Here is a 15,682-nt window from a genome sequence, read left to right as displayed (position 1 = left end):
TAGACAGTCAGCCGCGCACTACCGTGGGACACGAGAACCTCCGGGTTGGAGTGGGCCTTAGACAAGCCACATCCCACTCGGAGGTTCTCGCTCGTTCAACCACCCGCGCCGCTACCAACGTGGTGGCCGGGTACAGCTAGTGCCGCGGCCGGATCGGTGCCGCGTCACGTCCGCCATCTACAGTGAGCCGGTCACCGTCCACGGGAGGAAGCCCGCGTGCCCACTGACCTGACCGTCGTCGTCCTCGCCGCGGGGGGCGGGACCCGGATGAGGTCCAAGACCCCCAAGGTCCTCCACGAGCTCGGAGGCAAGAGCATGGTCGGCCACGTGCTGGCCGCCGTGCGGGTGCTCGAGCCGCGCCGGGTCGTCGCGGTCGTCGGACACCAGCGCGAGCTGGTCGGACCGCACGTCGAGGAGCAGCTCCCCGGCGTCGTGCTCGCCGTGCAGGAGGAGCAGCTCGGGACCGGCCACGCGGTCGCCCAGGCGATGGCCGCGGCCGGCAGCGCGTCCGGCACCGTCGTGGTGGCATGCGGCGACACCCCGCTGCTCACCGGGGAGTCGCTGAGCGAGTTCGCGGCCGAGCACGAGGCGGCGCAGCGGGCGGTGAGCGTGCTGTCCGGGGTGGTCGACGACCCGACCGGCTACGGCCGGATCGTGCGCGACGCCGACGGCGACGTCGTGGCGATCGTGGAGCACAAGGACGCCGACGCCGACCAGCGCGACATCCGGGAGATCAACTCCGGCATCTACGCGTTCGACGCCGCCTTCCTCGCCGACGCGCTGCCGCGGGTCGGCAACGACAACGCCAAGGGCGAGTACTACCTCACCGACGTGGTCCAGCTGGCCCGCGACGCCGGGCTGACCGTCGGCGCCCACGTCCTCGACGACGTCCGCCAGACCGAGGGCGCCAACGACCGCGCCCAGCTCGCCCAGCTCGGTGCCGAGCTGAACCACCGCATCCTCGACCGCTGGATGCGCGAGGGGGTGACGGTGATGGACCCGGCGACCACCTGGGTCGACGCGGACGTCGTCCTGGCGCCCGACGTCACGCTGCTGCCCGGCACCCAGCTGCTCGGTGCGACGGTCGTCGCCGAGGACGCGGTGATCGGCCCGGACACCACGCTGAAGGACTGCGAGATCGGCCCGGGCGCGCGCGTCGTACGCACGCACGGCGAGCTCGCCGTGATCGGCGGCGGAGCCACGGTGGGCCCGTTCTCCTACCTGCGTCCCGGCACGAACCTCGGCGCCGACGGCAAGATCGGTGCCTTCGTGGAGACCAAGAACGCCCGGATCGGCGACGGCGCCAAGGTGCCGCACCTGTCCTACGTCGGGGACGCCGAGATCGGCGAGGGCTCCAACATCGGGGCCGGCACGATCTTCGCCAACTACGACGGGGTGAACAAGCACCGCACGACGGTCGGCCGGCACGCCCGGACCGGCTCCAACAACACCTTCGTCGCCCCGGTCTCGATCGGCGACGGCGCCTCCACCGGTGGCGGCACCGTCGTACGACGCGACGTCCCGCCGGGCGCGCTCGCCATCAGCGGCGGCCCGCAGCGCACCATCCCGGGCTGGGCGCAGACCCGCCGCTCCGGCACCGCCCAGGCGGCCGCGGCGGAGGCGGCCGGCAGTCCGCGGACCGGCGAGGGAGACGCGTCTCACAACGGCGACCCCGGAGTTGGGGCGTCGGGGTCGGCAGGGGCAGAATCCTAGGAGTTTCCTCCCCTCCGGCGACCAGGAGCTGAACCGTGACCGGCATGAAGAAGACCACCGAGAAGAACCTGATGGTCTTCAGCGGCCGGGCGCACCCGGCGCTCTCCGAGGAGGTCGCGACGCTGCTCGGCACCGAGCTGGTGCCGACCTCGGCGTACAAGTTCGCGAACTCCGAGATCTACGTCCGCTTCGAGGAGTCGGTCCGCGGCTGCGACGCCTTCGTGATCCAGAGCCACACCGCTCCGATCAACGAGTGGATCATGGAGCACCTGATCATGGTCGACGCGCTGAAGCGCGCCAGCGCCAAGCGGATCACCGTGGTCATGCCGTTCTACGGCTACGCCCGCCAGGACAAGAAGCACCGCGGCCGCGAGCCGATCTCGGCCCGCCTGATGGCCGACCTGTTCAAGACCGCCGGCGCCGACCGGCTGATCACCGTCGACCTGCACGCCGACCAGATCCAGGGCTACTTCGACGGCCCGGTCGACCACCTGATGGCGCTGCCGATCCTCACCGACTACGTCAAGGAGAAGTACGGCCGCGAGCAGCTCTGCGTCGTCTCTCCCGACGCCGGCCGGATCAAGGTCGCCGAGCGCTGGTCGGCCAAGCTGGGCGGCGTACCGCTGGCCTTCATCCACAAGACCCGTCGCACCGACCGGCCCAACGAGACCGTCGCCAACCGCGTGGTGGGCGAGGTCGCCGGCAAGATGTGCGTGCTGACCGACGACATGATCGACACCGGCGGCACGATCGTGAAGGCCGCCGAGGCGCTGATGGAGGACGGGGCGGCGGGCGTCATCATCGCCGCGACCCACGCGATCCTCTCCGACCCGGCCGTCGACCGGCTGAAGAACTGCTCCGCGGTCGAGGTCATCGTCACCGACACGCTGCCGATCACCGCCGACCGCCAGTTCGACAAGCTGACCATCCTCTCGATCGCCCCGCTGGTCGCCCGCGCGATCCGCGAGGTGTTCGAGGACGGCTCGGTCACGTCGATGTTCGACGGGCACGCCTGAGCCTTCCCGCTCCCGGATTTCGCGCCCGTCGCCGCGCTGGCTAGAATGCTGCGGTTGCCTCGGCGAGGGAGCGGCTGCGCGGATCGGTTCGGGCCGAACGGCGGTGCTGCTCCGTGATCGACAGGGCTGGCCTCCTCCGGATGCGCCGTGCCGTCGAGCCGGGGCCCGCAGCCTTCGAGAAGCCAGCACTGAGGAGAGTCACCATGTCCGAGAAGATCACCGCCGAGACCCGGACCGAGTTCGGCAAGGGCGCCGCCCGCCGGATCCGCCGCGAGAACAAGATCCCGGCCGTCGTCTACGGGCACGGCAACGACCCGATCCACCTGACCCTGCCGGGCCACGCCACGATGATGGCGCTCAAGCACGGTGGCGCCAACGCGCTGCTCGACCTCGACATCGACGGCAAGTCGCAGCTCGCGCTCACCAAGCAGGTCCAGGTCGACCCGATCCGCCGCGTGATCGAGCACGTCGACTTCGTCGCCGTCGTCAAGGGCGAGAAGGTCACCGTCGACGTCCCCGTGCACGTGGTCGGCGACGCCGCCCCCGAGACGCTGGTCGTCACCGAGAACGCCACGGTCCAGCTCGAGGCCGAGGCCACCCACATCCCCGAGTTCATCGAGGTCTCGGTCGAGGGCGCCGCTGCCGGCACCCAGATCCACGCCTCCGACCTGACCCTCCCGTCGGGTGCCACCCTGCTGGTCGACGGCGACACCCTCGTCGTCAACGTCACCGAGCAGATCAGCGCCGCCGCCCTCGAGTCCGAGCTGGAGGAGGCCGAGGCCGAGGCCGGCATCGAGCGCGAGGAGTCCGACGAGGCCGCTGCCGCGCCCGCCGAGGGTGAGGCCGCTCCCACCGAGGAGTGACCTTCCGCCTCTTTCGTCGAAAGGCCCGGGACCCCATGACCGACTCCAGCGCGCCCGTGTGGCTGGTCGTCGGTCTGGGCAATCCCGGGCCTTCGTACGCCGGTCACCGCCACAACATCGGCTACCTCGTCACCGACGAGCTGGCCCGCCGGATGGGCTCGTCCTTCCGCGCCCACAAGTCCGGCCGCGCCGACGTGGTCGAGGGCAGGCTCGGTACGCCGGGACAGCCCGGCCCCCGCGTCGTCCTGGCCCGGCCGCGCTCGTACATGAACGAGGTCGGCGGCCCGGTCAAGGCGCTCGCCACCTTCTACAAGGTGCCACCGGAGCGGGTCGTCGCGATCCACGACGAGCTCGACATCCCCTTCGACACGATGCGGGTCAAGCTCGGCGGCGGCGACAACGGCCACAACGGCCTGAAGTCGATGCGCTCCTCGCTCGGCACCGGCGACTTCCACCGTGTCCGGGTCGGGATCGGCCGGCCGCCCGGCCGCCAGGAGGTGGCCGACTTCGTGCTGTCGAACTACTCCAGCACCGAGCGCAAGGTCGTGCCGTTCACGGTCGACACCGCCGCCGACGCGGTCGAGTGTCTCGTCACCGAGGGCCTCGAGCGCACGCAGCAGAAGTTCAACTCCTAGGGTGTCGCCCGTGACCTTCGAGCCCGGTACGCCGCCCGACGCCGCCGCCCACGACGACCACGTGCTCGCCGCCTGGCTGGCCGAGGCCGCCGGGAGGCGGCTGCTCGAGGTCCGGGGGGAGGGCCTGGAGGGGCGCGAGCTCAAGGACGCCGGTGACGCCGCGGCCCACGAGCTGCTGATGAAGCTGGTCGCCGAGCACCGTCCCGACGACGCCGTGCTGTCGGAGGAGGGCAAGGACGACAAGGTCCGCCTGGGCGCCGACCGGGTCTGGATCATCGACCCGCTCGACGGCACCCGGGAGTTCTCCGAGCCGCCGCGCGACGACTGGGCCGTGCACGTCGCCCTGTGGGAGCGGGGACCGGCCGACCTCACCGCCGGAGCCGTCGCGCAGCCGGCGCTGGGGGAGACCTTCACGACCGGGCCGGGCGCCCCCGTCGTACCTCCTCGCACCGCGGAGCGGCCCCGGATCGCCGTCTCGCGCAGCCGTCCGCCGGAGTTCGTCCACGTCCTCGCCGGGGAGCTCGACGCCGAGCTGGTCGCGATGGGCTCGGCCGGGGTCAAGGTGATGTCGGTGGTGCGGGACCTGACCGACGCCTACGTGCACGCCGGCGGTCAGTACGAGTGGGACTCGGCCGCGCCGGTCGCGGTCGCCCGGGCCGCGGGGCTGTTCACCTCGCGCATCGACGGCACCCCCCTGGAGTACAACCAGGACGACGTCTACCTGCCCGACCTGATCGTGTGCCGTCCCGAGCTCGCCGAGCGGATCGTCGACTTCGTCCGGCGGCACGGCGTCACCTCGGCGGGATGACGACGCACGACATCCGCCACGTCCTGCTGGACGCCGACGAGGTGCTCCAGCACACGCCCGTGAGCGTCGACGCCGCGGCGGGTCCGCACGCCGCGCGGATCTCCCCGGAGCTCCGCGCCGAGCTGTGGTCGCTGGAGTGGCCGGCGCTGCGCGGCGAGATCGACTTCTTCGCCGAGTCGGTCGCGATCGCGGCCCGGCACGGGGTCGACCTCGACCCCGCCGACCTGTTCACGACGATGTGGCGCTCGATCGTCGTGGACCCGGACTCCATGGCGCTGGTGGCGGCGCTCCGCGCGGCTGGGTACGGCGTCCACCTCGGCACGAACCAGGAGCACCACCGCGCCCGCTTCATGCGCGAGGAGCTCGGCTTCGACGACGGCCGCTTCGACGTCGCCGTCTACTCCTGCGACATCGGGCTCGCGAAGCCGGACCCGGCGTACTTCGACAAGGCGGTCACGATGATCGGCGCCGAGCCGGGCTCCGTGCTGTTCGTCGACGACCGCCAGGAGAACGTCGACGGCGCCCGCGCGGCCGGCCTGGCCGCGGAGCGCTGGGAGCTGGCCGACGGGCACGCGGCGCTGCGCACGCTCCTGATGCGCCACGGTGTGGTCGTCCACGCCGGTTGAGGCCGTCGTACGGCTGACGGGGTTTCGAGGCTCGTCGCTAGCGCTCCTCGCACCTCAACCTGCGTCGGGGTCGCTGGGGCTCCTCGCTCCTCAGTCAGCGTGGGGGTCGCTGGGGCTCCTCGCACCTCAACCAGCGTCGGGTGGTCCGCGCTGGGGCAGGCTGGGGGCATGACGGCCTATGTCTCGCACACGACCATCGACTGCCGCAACGCCTACGAGCTCTCGGAGTGGTGGAAGCCGGTCCTCGGGTACGTCGACCTCGAGGGTGACCCGAACCTGCCCGGGCACGAGGAGTGCATGATCCGCGATCCCGAGACCGGCCACCGGCTGCTGTTCATCGAGGTGCCCGACGAGAAGGTCGTCAAGAACCGGCTGCACCTCGACCTGGCCGCCCGCGAGGGGAGCCGGGACGCCGAGGTGGACCGGCTCGTCGCGTACGGCGCCGAGGTGGTCGCCGACCACCGGGGGATCGGCGGTCCCGGGACCGGATGGGTGACGCTGGCCGATCCGGAGGGCAACGAGTTCTGCGTCGTCCGCTCCCCGGCCGAGCGCGCCGCCGCGACACCTCCCGTTCACCCCTGATCCATCACCCCAGGTCGGGTGCTCCCGGGGATGACTAGACGCTGGTAGTCCGGACGGACTACGTCTCGGAGGCGCGTCTGACCTGTTCGGGAAAGGCCGTCAGGCTGTTCGCCCGTCGTTCACGCAGGACGACGTTCGCGTTCGGCAGGGGTCCTGACACTCGGGGCGGCTCGGCGATCGCCGGGCCATGTCCCACAGAGTCATGGATCCCAGGTGACCACGCTTCCCGTCTCAGACGACCGCGACGATCTCGCGGTCGACCCCCGCCACATCTCCCGCAGGGCCACCGGCGGTGACGCGGTGTTCGAGTGGTCCGCCCGCGCCGTCGGCGCGTCGGTCCTGCTGATCACCGGTGGCGTCGGCCTGTTCCTCGGGTGGCAGGGCTTCCCCACGATCAAGCGGTACGGCGTCAGCTTCTTCACCGAGGAGCAGTGGCTGCCCGACGAGGACCGGATCGGCATCGCGGGCGTGCTGGTGGGCACCTTCTCGGTGGCAGCGGTCGCCATGGTGATCGCCTTCCCGCTGGCGCTGCTCACGGCGCTCTACATCAGCGAGTACGCACCCGCGCGCCTCCGCGGCTTCCTGGTCTCGATGATCGACCTGATGGCGGCCGTGCCGTCGATCGTCTACGGCATCTGGGGCTTCTGGCTGATCATGCCGCACGCGGCCGAGTTCGCCCGGTGGCTGGAGTCGAACGCGGGCTGGCTGCCCTTCCTGCAGGTCCGCGGCGCCGACCCGGACGCGGCGTACTGGGACGCCTCGCGCTACTACTCCAGCGCCTTCTGCGCCGGCATCGCCGTCTCGATGATGGTGATGCCGATGGCCTGCGCCGTGATGCGCCAGGTGTTCTCGCAGACCCCGCCCGGCGAGAAGGAGGCCGCGCTCGCGCTCGGCGCCACCCGCTGGGGCATGGTCACCAGCGTCGTGCTGCCCTTCGGGCGGGGCGGCATCATCGGCGGCACCATGCTCGCCCTCGGCCGGGCACTCGGGGAGACGATCGCGGTCGCGCTGATCCTCTCGGTGGCCTTCGAGGTCAAGTGGAACGTGCTGGAGACCGGCAGCGCCACGATCAGCTCGCTGATCGCCAACCGCTTCGGCGAGGCCAGCGCCAGCCAGCTGTCGGCGCTGCTCGCTGCCGGCTTCGTGCTCTTCATCATCACCCTGCTCGTGAACACCGCCGCCGCGGTGATCGTCAACCGCAGCCGCTCGGGCGCCGGGACGGACGCCTGATGACCATCGAGAGCCCGCCGGCCCCCGAGGCGACGACCGCCGCGACCGCCGGTACGACGTACCGCCCGGTCCTCGACGACGACGCCCCGCCGCCCGTCCCGCGCTCCTCGTTGGGCCGCCCGAGCCCCGAGGAGAGCTTCCTGGCCTGGGGCACCTGGGGCGCCGCGCTCGGCCTGGCCTGGGTGGTCACCCAGCGGCTGCTGCCGCTGGAGGGCATCCCGTGGTTCGTGGTGGTCTTCTTCGGCAGCGGGCTGCTCATGTCGGCCGTGACCGGGGCGATGCACGGCGGACTGGTCGAGGTCCGCGACCGCGTGGCCGCCTCGCTGGTCACCGGTGGCGCCGTCGTCGTGGCGGTGGCCCTGGTCAGCACCATCGGCTACGTCTTCTACCGGGGCTGGGAGCCGCTCACCCACGTCAACTTCTTCCTCGACGACATGTCGGGTGTCGGCCCGGCCGACAGCTTCGACAAGGGCGGCGTCCTGCACGCCATCGTCGGCACCATCGTGCAGCTGGCCATCGCCGTCGCGATCACCCTGCCGCTCGGGATCGGCACGGCGGTGTTCATGACCGAGGTCGGCGGCCGGTTCGCCAAGCTGGTGCGCACGGTCGTCGAGGCGATGACCGCGCTGCCGTCGATCGTGGCGGGCCTGTTCATCTACAGCGTCTTCATCGTCGCGCTCGGTCAGCCGCGCTCGGGCCTCGCGGCCGGCCTCGCCCTCAGCGTGATGATGCTGCCGATCATCGCCCGCGCCGCGGACGTCGTGCTCCGGGTCGTCCCGGGCGGCCTCCGCGAGGCCAGCCTGGCCCTCGGGGCGAGCCGGTGGCGGACCGTGCGCCACGTCGTCCTCCCCACGGCCCGGCCCGGCCTGGCGACCGCGCTGATCCTCGGCGTCGCCCGCGGCGCGGGGGAGACCAGCCCCGTGCTGCTGACCTCGGGGGCCGCCGCGTTCCTGGTCGCCAACCCCACCGACGGCGTGATGAACAGCCTGCCGCTGTTCATCTACACCAACGTCCGCAGCGGTCAGGGCACGGCCGAGGACCGCGCGTTCGCGGCCGCCGCCGTCCTCCTGATGCTCGTGCTCATCCTCTTCGTCATCGCTCGCCTGCTGGCGCGACCACGCGGCACCAAGCCGTCGCTCCTGCGCCGTCTCCTCACCCGTCGTCCTTCGGAGGTCCGTCCGTGATCCGCCCGTCCGTCCACCGCCGCGCGCTTCGTGCGGTCGTGGCGATCCTCATCGCGCTCGGGTGCACCTTCAGCACCCCGGGGACGGCCTCGGCCGCCGTCTACGCCCAGATCGAGGGCACCGGCTCCACCTGGTCGGACCTGATCGTCCAGCAGTGGATCGCCGACGTGAACTCCAACGGCATGCAGGTCGTCTACACCGGTGGCGGCTCCTCGAAGGGTCGCAAGGACTTCTCGCTGAAGAGCACCGACTTCGCCATCTCCGAGATCCCCTACCAGGGCACCGACGAGCAGGGCAACGCCGACAACAGCGCCGGGCGGGAGTACGCCTACCTGCCGATCGTGGCCGGCGGCACCGCCTTCACCTACCAGCTGAAGGTCGGCAACACGATGGTGCGCAACCTGCGGCTGTCGGGTGAGACGCTCACCAGGATCTTCACCAACCAGATCACCAGCTGGGACGACCCGGCGATCACCAAGGACAACAACGGCCGCTCGTTCCCGAAGCTGCCGATCACGCCGGTGGTCCGCTCCGACGGCTCCGGTACGACGGCCCAGTTCACGACCTGGATGGACAAGCAGCACGGCGCGGCGTGGCGCAAGTTCTTCGGCAAGTCCGGGCTGACGTCGTACTACCCGCGCAAGGGACGCGCGGTCAGCCAGGCCGGCTCCGACCAGGTGATGAACTACATCGCCAGCAGCGCCGGCAACGGCACCATCGGGTACGTCGAGTACGCCTACCCGCTCGACAAGGACTACCCGGTCGTCAAGGTAGAGAACGCCGCGGGCTACTTCGTCGAGCCGACGGAGTACAACACCGCCGTCGCGCTGACCAGGGCCAAGATCAACCAGGACAAGAGCAGCCAGCTCTACTTGACGCAGATCCTCGACGGGGTCTACGCCAACAAGGACCCGCGGGCGTACCCGATCTCGTCCTACTCCTACATGATCATCCCGACCGGGAAGACCGACACCCGGATGACCACGGCGAAGCGGCAGACCGTCGCCGACTTCATGTTCTACTCGCTGTGCGCCGGGCAGTCGAAGGCCGGCCCGTACGGCTACAGCCCGCTGCCGCTCAACCTCGTGAAGGCGGGCTTCCAGCAGCTCGCCAAGCTGAAGGTCGCCGACCCGAAGGTCGAGGTCACCAACCGCGACGTCAAGGCCTGCAACAACCCGACCTTCGACGGCAAGAACCTGAACAAGAACCTGCTGGCGGAGAAGGCCCCGCAGCCCGAGGCGTGCGACAAGGTCGGCGCCGGGCCGTGCGGCACGGAGACCGGGCAGGGCGGGGCCAAGCCGGACGACCAGGCCAGCCAGGCCCCGGCCGCGGGTGGCGGAGCGCAGGCCCCCGCCGGGGGCGGGGGCTCCACCGCCGCACCGGCCGATGCGCCGACCAGCGCCGCAGTGCCCGAGACCGGCGCATCCGGCGACCCCGCGGTGGCGACCGACGGCACCGGCACCACGACCGACGCGGCGGTCTTCGCCAGCGCCACCGAGCTGGAGTCGGCCCGCCCGTCCGACAACAAGCCCTTCGGGTGGCTCGCCGTCGGCCTGCTGATCGCGCTCGTCGTCCTCCCCGGCGTGTACGGCGCCTCGTTGCGCCGACGCTCCACGGTCTCGGGCGGTGGCCGATGAGCGCCCGTGCCCTGCGGACCTGGTGGTCCGAGCGCAGCAAGCGCCCGCTGGCCCTCGGCGGCGCCGCTCTGGTCGGCGCCGCTGCCCTGACCTGGGCGCCGGTCGACGGCGCGGTCGCCGCCGCCGAGCCCGTCGTCGCCGACGAGCCGGTCGTCGGACGGGCTGCGACCGCGAAGCCCGCGTTCACGCAGACCAAGCAGCTGGAGCGGGTCTTCGTCAACGCCGCCGGAGAGCGCGAGGTCCAGATCCAGAACAACGTCACGGTCACCGCCGACCAGACGCGCAACCTGCGCGGCCGACAGCGGATCAACATCTCCTGGTCGGGCGCCCAGCCGAGCGGCGGTCGCGCCAACAACCCGTACGGCGAGAACGGGATGAACCAGGAGTACCCCGTGGTGATCCTGCAGTGCCGCGGCGTCGACAGCGCGAGCGTCGCGGCCGGCCAGCGGCTCTCGCCGGAGACCTGCTGGACCGCCTCGGTCGCCCAGCGGTCGCAGGTCACCCGCTCCGCAGGGTCCGCGATCTGGACGAAGGACCTGGACGCGCCCGAGGACTACGACCGTCAGTTCTCCGGCCTGGCCCCGGTGCCGGCGGCGTGCAGGACGACCGACGTGGCCGGCTACTTCACCCGGGTCACCCCGTTCCGCTCGCGCAAGGGCGACGTCTTCCCGGCCTGCACCGCCGACGCGATGCCGCCCGAGGCGGCGGTGGGGGCGGCGTTCCCGGCCGCCGAGGTCGCGGCCTTCACCGAGAGCGACGGCAGCGGCTCGATCAAGTTCGAGGTCCGCAGCGAGGTGGAGAACGAGTCGCTCGGCTGCAGCGACAAGGTGAAGTGCGCGGTCGTGGTGGTCCCCATCGTCGGCCTCAGCTGCGCGCAGGAGTCCACGCCGGCGACCAACGTCGACAACGCCTGCCGCCGTGGTGGGCAGCACCTGCCCGGATCGAGCAACTTCGCCAACCAGGGGGTGGACGCCGCGGTCTCGCCGGCCTTCTGGTGGTCCCCCTCGAACTGGAAGCACCGCTTCACGATCCCGATCTCGTTCGGCCTGCCCCCGGACACGTGCGACATCCTCGACTCCCGGGCGCCGACCGGCTTCTACGGCTCCGAGCTGCTGGCCCAGGCCGCCCTGCAGTGGGCGCCGGCGTACTGCCTGGAGAAGAAGCGCTTCAAGTTCCAGCACAACCAGATGTCCGACGTGCAGGGCTTCAACCTGATGGAGAACGGCGGCGCCGCGGCCGCGATCGTGTCGTCCACCCACCAGCCCAAGAAGGACGACCCGATCGGCTACGCGCCGACGGCGGTCACCGGCTTCGGCATCGGCTACGTCGTCGACCGGCCGGACAACGCAGGAGAGCTGACGAACCTCCGCCTGAACGCGCGGCTCCTGGCCAAGCTGCTCACGCAGTCGTACCTCGGCTCCGATCTCGGCCGTGGTCATGCCGGGATCAAGGAGAACCCGCTCGCGCTGACGACGGATCCCGAGTTCGTCAAGCTCAACCCGGGGCTCGGCACGAACGCCCAGGAGGCGGGGGCCACCCTGCTGTCGCTCGCCAACGAGTCGGACGTGATCCACCAGCTGACGTCGTACATCGCCGCGGACGAGGCCGCGATGGCCTTCGTCGACGGCAAGGCGGACCCGTGGGGGATGAAGGTCAACCCGGCCTACCGGAGGATCTCGCTCCCGCGCGAGCAGTGGCCCCTGCTGGACCGCTTCATCCCCAAGACCGGCAGCACCTGCCGTCAGCAGAACCCCGCGGTGTACTTCACCCAGCTCGCGGCACCGGTCCCGACCCTGCGCCGCATCGGCGAGGGCCTGCTGGACGCGTGGCCGAACATCCAGACCAAGTGCGACATGGACACCTCGTCCGGCCTGTTCAAGGTCGGTCGGATCGACCGGCAGTCCTACGGCGCGCGGTTCATGCTCGGCGTCGTCAGCCTCGGCGATGCCGCCCGCTACGGCCTGCGGACGGCCAGCTTGCAGACCAAGGGCAACACGTACGTCGCGCCCTCCGACCAGTCGCTGGCCGCGGCCGTGAAGCTGGCCGAGCAGAAGAAGAGATACGGCGCCTTCGAGCTCAGCCAGACCGATCTGCGTCGGTCGATTAGGGCCTACCCGGGGACGATGATCCTCTACACCGCCGCCCGGCTGCGGAACGCGACCCAGGACGACGCGGACAAGGTCGCCCAGTTCATCCGGGTGGCGACGACCGAGGGCCAGCGCTCCGGCAGCGGCAACGGTCAGCTGCCCGAGGGCTTCCTGCCGATCTCGCGCAAGGGCGTCACGGCCGACCTGTACGCGTCGGCCCAGCAGGTCGCCGACGCGGTCGAGAAGCAGCGGCCGGCCCCGGAGAAGACGGAGCCGACACCGTCGTCGGCGCCCACCACCGCGGCCGCGGGCACCGGGACCCCGGCCGCCCCGGATGCCGCAGCGCCGAGCGCTGCGGCGCCCAGCGCAGTCCCGTCGGCGGTGCCCACGATCGAGACCTCGGCGGCCCCGGTGGCCACCGACCCGACGGCCTCGATCAGCTCGCGCACGGCGAGTGGGGTGATGCCCACGCTGCTGCTCATCGGGCTGCTCGGCATCGCGATCGCCAGCGGACTGCGGTTCGTGCTCCAGGCTCCGAGGCGCCGATGACCACCATGCTCCCCGGTCCGAGCGGAACAGCGGGCGACGTCGTACCGCCGCCGCCCGTGGCGCCGACCCGGGCGAACCGACGGGCGCCGAAGCCACCCCGCGCCCCGAAGCCACCCCGCACCCCACAGACCCCGCGTCCGGGCGACGAGCCGCTGAAGGTGGTCAGCACCGGGATGACCATGGTCGCCCTGGTCACCTGCTGGGTCCTCCTGCAGATGCTGGTGCTCGGCGGGATCAGCCACGAGCGGTCCCAGGACCTGCTGTACCGCGACTTCCGGGAGCAGCTCGCCAGCCTGACCGCGCCGATGGGCGACGGCCCGATCGATCCCGGGACCCCGGTCGCGCTCATCTCGGCGCCGGCGATCGGGATGGACGAGGTCGTCGTCGAGGGCACGGCGTCCGGGGACCTGCTCGCCGGACCCGGGCACGTCCGCAGCTCCGTGCTGCCCGGACAGGACGGCAGCTCGGTGGTGATGGGCCGGGGTGCGTCGTACGGCGCACCGTTCGGCGACATCGGCGCCCTGGAGGCCGGTGACCCGATCACGGTGACCACGGGCCAGGGCGTGAAGACCTTCACCGTCCTCGGGGTGCGCCGGGCCGGTGACCCCGAGCCGCAGCCGCGTCCCGCCGGCACCGCTCGGTTGACGTTGATCAGCGCCGAGGGGGAGGGCCGGTTCGCGGCGCTCAGCCCCGGCGAGGTGGTCTACGTCGACGCCGAGGCGCCGGAGGCCTTCGGCGCCCCCACCGGACGGCCCATCGGGGTCCCCGACGCCGAGAAGCCGATGGAGACCGACCTGTCCACGGCGCTGCCGCTGCTCACGCTCTGCCTGGCCCTGCTGCTCGCGCTCACCCTCGCGGTGGTCGCGGCGCGGCAGCGCTACTCCGCCGTCCTCGTGTGGGTCGTGGCGTCCCCGGTCGCCATCGCCCTCGCCTGGCAGACCACCGACGTGGTGATGCGACTCCTCCCCAACCTCGTCTGAACGACAGACGTCGGCCACGCCAACTCCAGACCAAACCGACCGCGGCGCCGGGGCACCCGCCCCACGATCGAGCCGCAACCCATCCAGGCCGCACCGCGGCCGACATCGAGAAGGAAATCCAACTGATGCACGCACGCAAGCTGCTCGCCGGCCTGGCCACCGCCGCGGTGGCCGTGTCGGGGATCGCCCTGACCGCTGCCCCGGCCTCGGCCGACTACACGAAGCACGCGCTCGACCCGAACTTCACCCCGGTCTCCGGGGACCTGATCGGCGGCGGTTCGGACACCACGATGGGTTCGATGCACTACGCGGCGGAGGCCTTCAACGCGGCCAACCCCAACGCCGGCTTCAGGGTGGCCAGCTACGCCGCCCAGGCGCAGCCGGCGGCACCCGCTCCGGCCAACACCATCACGCTGCCGGGCGGCGAGGTCATCAACCGCCCGAACGGCTCGGGTGGTGGCAAGGGCCGCCTGTGGGGTGCCAACAACAAGGCCGAGATCGACTTCGCCCGCTCCTCGGGCAACCTGAGCGTCGACGAGACCAGCGCGGGGCTGCAGATGTTCCCGTTCGCTCTCGACACGCTGCAGATGTCCGTCTCGGGCAAGGCGTCCAACGCGCCCGCCGCGCTGTCCCCGGCGCAGATCGTCGGCATCTACAAGGGCGAGATCAAGAACTGGAGCGAGGTCGGCGGCAAGCCGGGTGTGATCGCGCCGAAGATCCCGCAGCCGAACTCGGGTACCCGCGACTTCTTCGTCGGCCGGCTGACCGCGATGAACGCCGGCAACCCCGTCACGCTCGGCAACTCCGTCGTCGAGGTCCAGGAGCACGACGACACGAAGATCAAGGACGACCCGAACGCGGTCGCCCCGTTCTCCGTCGGCCGGGCCGAGCTCCTCAAGGGCTCCCTGCGCCTGACCAGCGCGGCGGAGGGGACGGGCTGGAAGGCCGACCGCGCGGTCTACAACGTGGTCCGCCAGTCCTCGGTCGCGGACCCGAAGATCCAGACGTTCTTCGGCGAGGACGGCTTCCTCTGCTCGACGGCAGCTCGCCCGTTCATCGAGCAGGGTGGCCTCAAGCAGCTCGCCACCACCGACAAGGGCGGCGTCTGCGGTGAGCTGACGCAGGCTCCGACCAGCAACTTCGCCCTGAACGAGGCGGTCGTGACCACGGTCCGCCTGTCGGTCGCCAGCACCACCGCTCGCACCGCCAAGATCACGGCCGTCGTCTCCGGCTCCACCGCCCCCCGCGGCACCGTGACCTTCTACGACGGCGCCAAGGTGCTGCGCGCCGGTGTCGCGCTGATCTCGGGTCAGGCCACCATCTCGGTCGCCGGTCTCGCCCCGGGCGTCCGCAGCTACCGGGCCGAGTTCGTCCCGGCCGCCGGTTCCGTCTTCGAGCCCTCGCAGGCCGCCGGCTCCGGCCGGGTCAAGACCTCCTCGGTCCTGAAGGTCGTCCTCCCGAAGAAGACCGCCAAGGCCGGCAAGGCCGTCCGCGGCACCGCGACCGTCACCCTCGCCGGCGTGCCGGCGAAGGCGACCGGCACGGTCAAGGTCACCAAGGGCAGCAAGACCATCGCCTCCGGCAAGCTGGTCAACGGCAAGGCGAAGTTCACGCTGAAGAAGGGCCTGAAGGCGGGCAGGAACAAGCTGCGCGTCGTCTGGGCCGGTGACGCGAACAGCGTCGGTTCGGCCAAGGCCGCCACGGTCAAGGTCGCCAAGGCCAAGAAGGCCAAGAAGAAGAAGTGATCCCGGCCGGGTCCGGGACGCGCGCAC

13 protein-coding genes are annotated in these 15,682 nt (G+C 71.5%); all 13 read left to right on the top strand.

Annotated elements, in window-relative coordinates; all coding sequences use genetic code 11:
* Positions 1-216 precede the first annotated feature (216 nt).
* The 13 genes from glmU (at position 217) to VMF51_RS14985 (ending at position 15,655) form a co-directional block, all read left to right on the top strand.
* The gene (gene glmU / locus VMF51_RS15045; RefSeq protein ID WP_325475265.1) at positions 217-1,713 is read left to right on the top strand and encodes a bifunctional UDP-N-acetylglucosamine diphosphorylase/glucosamine-1-phosphate N-acetyltransferase GlmU; all 1,497 of its coding nucleotides are present in this window, start codon (positions 217-219) and stop codon (positions 1,711-1,713) included.
* A 44-nt stretch (positions 1,714-1,757) separates the two neighbouring features.
* Positions 1,758-2,729, top strand: coding sequence for a ribose-phosphate diphosphokinase (locus tag VMF51_RS15040; RefSeq protein WP_325475264.1), 972 nt, complete (start codon positions 1,758-1,760; stop codon positions 2,727-2,729).
* Between the two features lie 203 nt (positions 2,730-2,932).
* Positions 2,933-3,592 (top strand): 50S ribosomal protein L25/general stress protein Ctc, encoded by a 660-nt coding sequence (locus VMF51_RS15035; RefSeq protein ID WP_325475263.1) that lies wholly within the window; start codon positions 2,933-2,935, stop codon positions 3,590-3,592.
* 35 nt (positions 3,593-3,627) lie between these two features.
* Positions 3,628-4,227: an aminoacyl-tRNA hydrolase gene (gene pth, locus VMF51_RS15030; protein WP_325475262.1), complete on the top strand. Its 600-nt coding sequence runs from the start codon at positions 3,628-3,630 to the stop codon at positions 4,225-4,227.
* 10 nt (positions 4,228-4,237) lie between these two features.
* Positions 4,238-5,035: a 3'(2'),5'-bisphosphate nucleotidase CysQ gene (locus tag VMF51_RS15025; RefSeq protein WP_325475261.1), complete on the top strand. Its 798-nt coding sequence runs from the start codon at positions 4,238-4,240 to the stop codon at positions 5,033-5,035.
* Positions 5,032-5,661, top strand: a complete 630-nt coding sequence (locus VMF51_RS15020) for an HAD-IA family hydrolase (RefSeq protein ID WP_325475260.1) — start codon at positions 5,032-5,034, stop codon at positions 5,659-5,661. Before VMF51_RS15025 ends, VMF51_RS15020 begins: the two co-directional genes overlap by 4 nt.
* A 168-nt stretch (positions 5,662-5,829) precedes the next feature.
* On the top strand, positions 5,830-6,243 hold the full coding sequence (locus tag VMF51_RS15015; protein ID WP_325475259.1) for a VOC family protein: 414 nt from the start codon (positions 5,830-5,832) through the stop codon (positions 6,241-6,243).
* A 213-nt stretch (positions 6,244-6,456) separates the two neighbouring features.
* Positions 6,457-7,473: a phosphate ABC transporter permease subunit PstC gene (pstC, locus tag VMF51_RS15010; protein ID WP_325475258.1), complete on the top strand. Its 1,017-nt coding sequence runs from the start codon at positions 6,457-6,459 to the stop codon at positions 7,471-7,473.
* On the top strand, positions 7,473-8,657 hold the full coding sequence (gene pstA, locus VMF51_RS15005; RefSeq protein ID WP_325475257.1) for a phosphate ABC transporter permease PstA: 1,185 nt from the start codon (positions 7,473-7,475) through the stop codon (positions 8,655-8,657). Before pstC ends, pstA begins: the two co-directional genes overlap by 1 nt.
* 38 nt (positions 8,658-8,695) lie before the next feature.
* Entirely contained in the window at positions 8,696-10,294 is a 1,599-nt protein-coding gene (locus tag VMF51_RS15000; RefSeq protein ID WP_325475256.1) for a substrate-binding domain-containing protein, read from the top strand.
* Positions 10,291-12,930 (top strand): hypothetical protein, encoded by a 2,640-nt coding sequence (locus tag VMF51_RS14995; protein ID WP_325475255.1) that lies wholly within the window; start codon positions 10,291-10,293, stop codon positions 12,928-12,930. The genes VMF51_RS15000 and VMF51_RS14995 overlap by 4 nt, the downstream gene beginning before the upstream one ends.
* Positions 12,927-13,910 (top strand): class E sortase, encoded by a 984-nt coding sequence (locus tag VMF51_RS14990; protein ID WP_325475254.1) that lies wholly within the window; start codon positions 12,927-12,929, stop codon positions 13,908-13,910. The genes VMF51_RS14995 and VMF51_RS14990 overlap by 4 nt, the downstream gene beginning before the upstream one ends.
* 125 nt (positions 13,911-14,035) lie before the next feature.
* Positions 14,036-15,655 (top strand): Ig-like domain repeat protein, encoded by a 1,620-nt coding sequence (locus VMF51_RS14985; protein ID WP_325475253.1) that lies wholly within the window; start codon positions 14,036-14,038, stop codon positions 15,653-15,655.
* Positions 15,656-15,682: the final 27 nt, after the last annotated feature.

It is taken from the genome of Nocardioides sp. (genome assembly GCF_035503875.1).
Classification (GTDB): domain Bacteria; phylum Actinomycetota; class Actinomycetes; order Propionibacteriales; family Nocardioidaceae; genus Nocardioides.
Note: the sequence above shows the minus strand (reverse complement) of the source record. Positions and strands in the feature narration are given on the sequence as shown.

Excerpts from the sequence above, each read along its gene's own strand:
- VMF51_RS15040 (WP_325475264.1), top strand. The coding sequence starts at position 1,758 with ATGAAGAAGACCACCGAGAAGAACCTGATGGTCTTCAGCGGCCGGGCG.
- VMF51_RS15035 (WP_325475263.1), top strand. The coding sequence starts at position 2,933 with ATGTCCGAGAAGATCACCGCCGAGACCCGGACCGAGTTCGGCAAGGGC.
- pth (WP_325475262.1), top strand. The coding sequence starts at position 3,628 with ATGACCGACTCCAGCGCGCCCGTGTGGCTGGTCGTCGGTCTGGGCAAT.
- VMF51_RS15020 (WP_325475260.1), top strand. The coding sequence starts at position 5,032 with ATGACGACGCACGACATCCGCCACGTCCTGCTGGACGCCGACGAGGTG.
- VMF51_RS15015 (WP_325475259.1), top strand. The coding sequence starts at position 5,830 with ATGACGGCCTATGTCTCGCACACGACCATCGACTGCCGCAACGCCTAC.
- pstA (WP_325475257.1), top strand. The coding sequence starts at position 7,473 with ATGACCATCGAGAGCCCGCCGGCCCCCGAGGCGACGACCGCCGCGACC.
- VMF51_RS14995 (WP_325475255.1), top strand. The coding sequence starts at position 10,291 with ATGAGCGCCCGTGCCCTGCGGACCTGGTGGTCCGAGCGCAGCAAGCGC.
- VMF51_RS14990 (WP_325475254.1), top strand. The coding sequence starts at position 12,927 with ATGACCACCATGCTCCCCGGTCCGAGCGGAACAGCGGGCGACGTCGTA.
- VMF51_RS14985 (WP_325475253.1), top strand. The coding sequence starts at position 14,036 with ATGCACGCACGCAAGCTGCTCGCCGGCCTGGCCACCGCCGCGGTGGCC.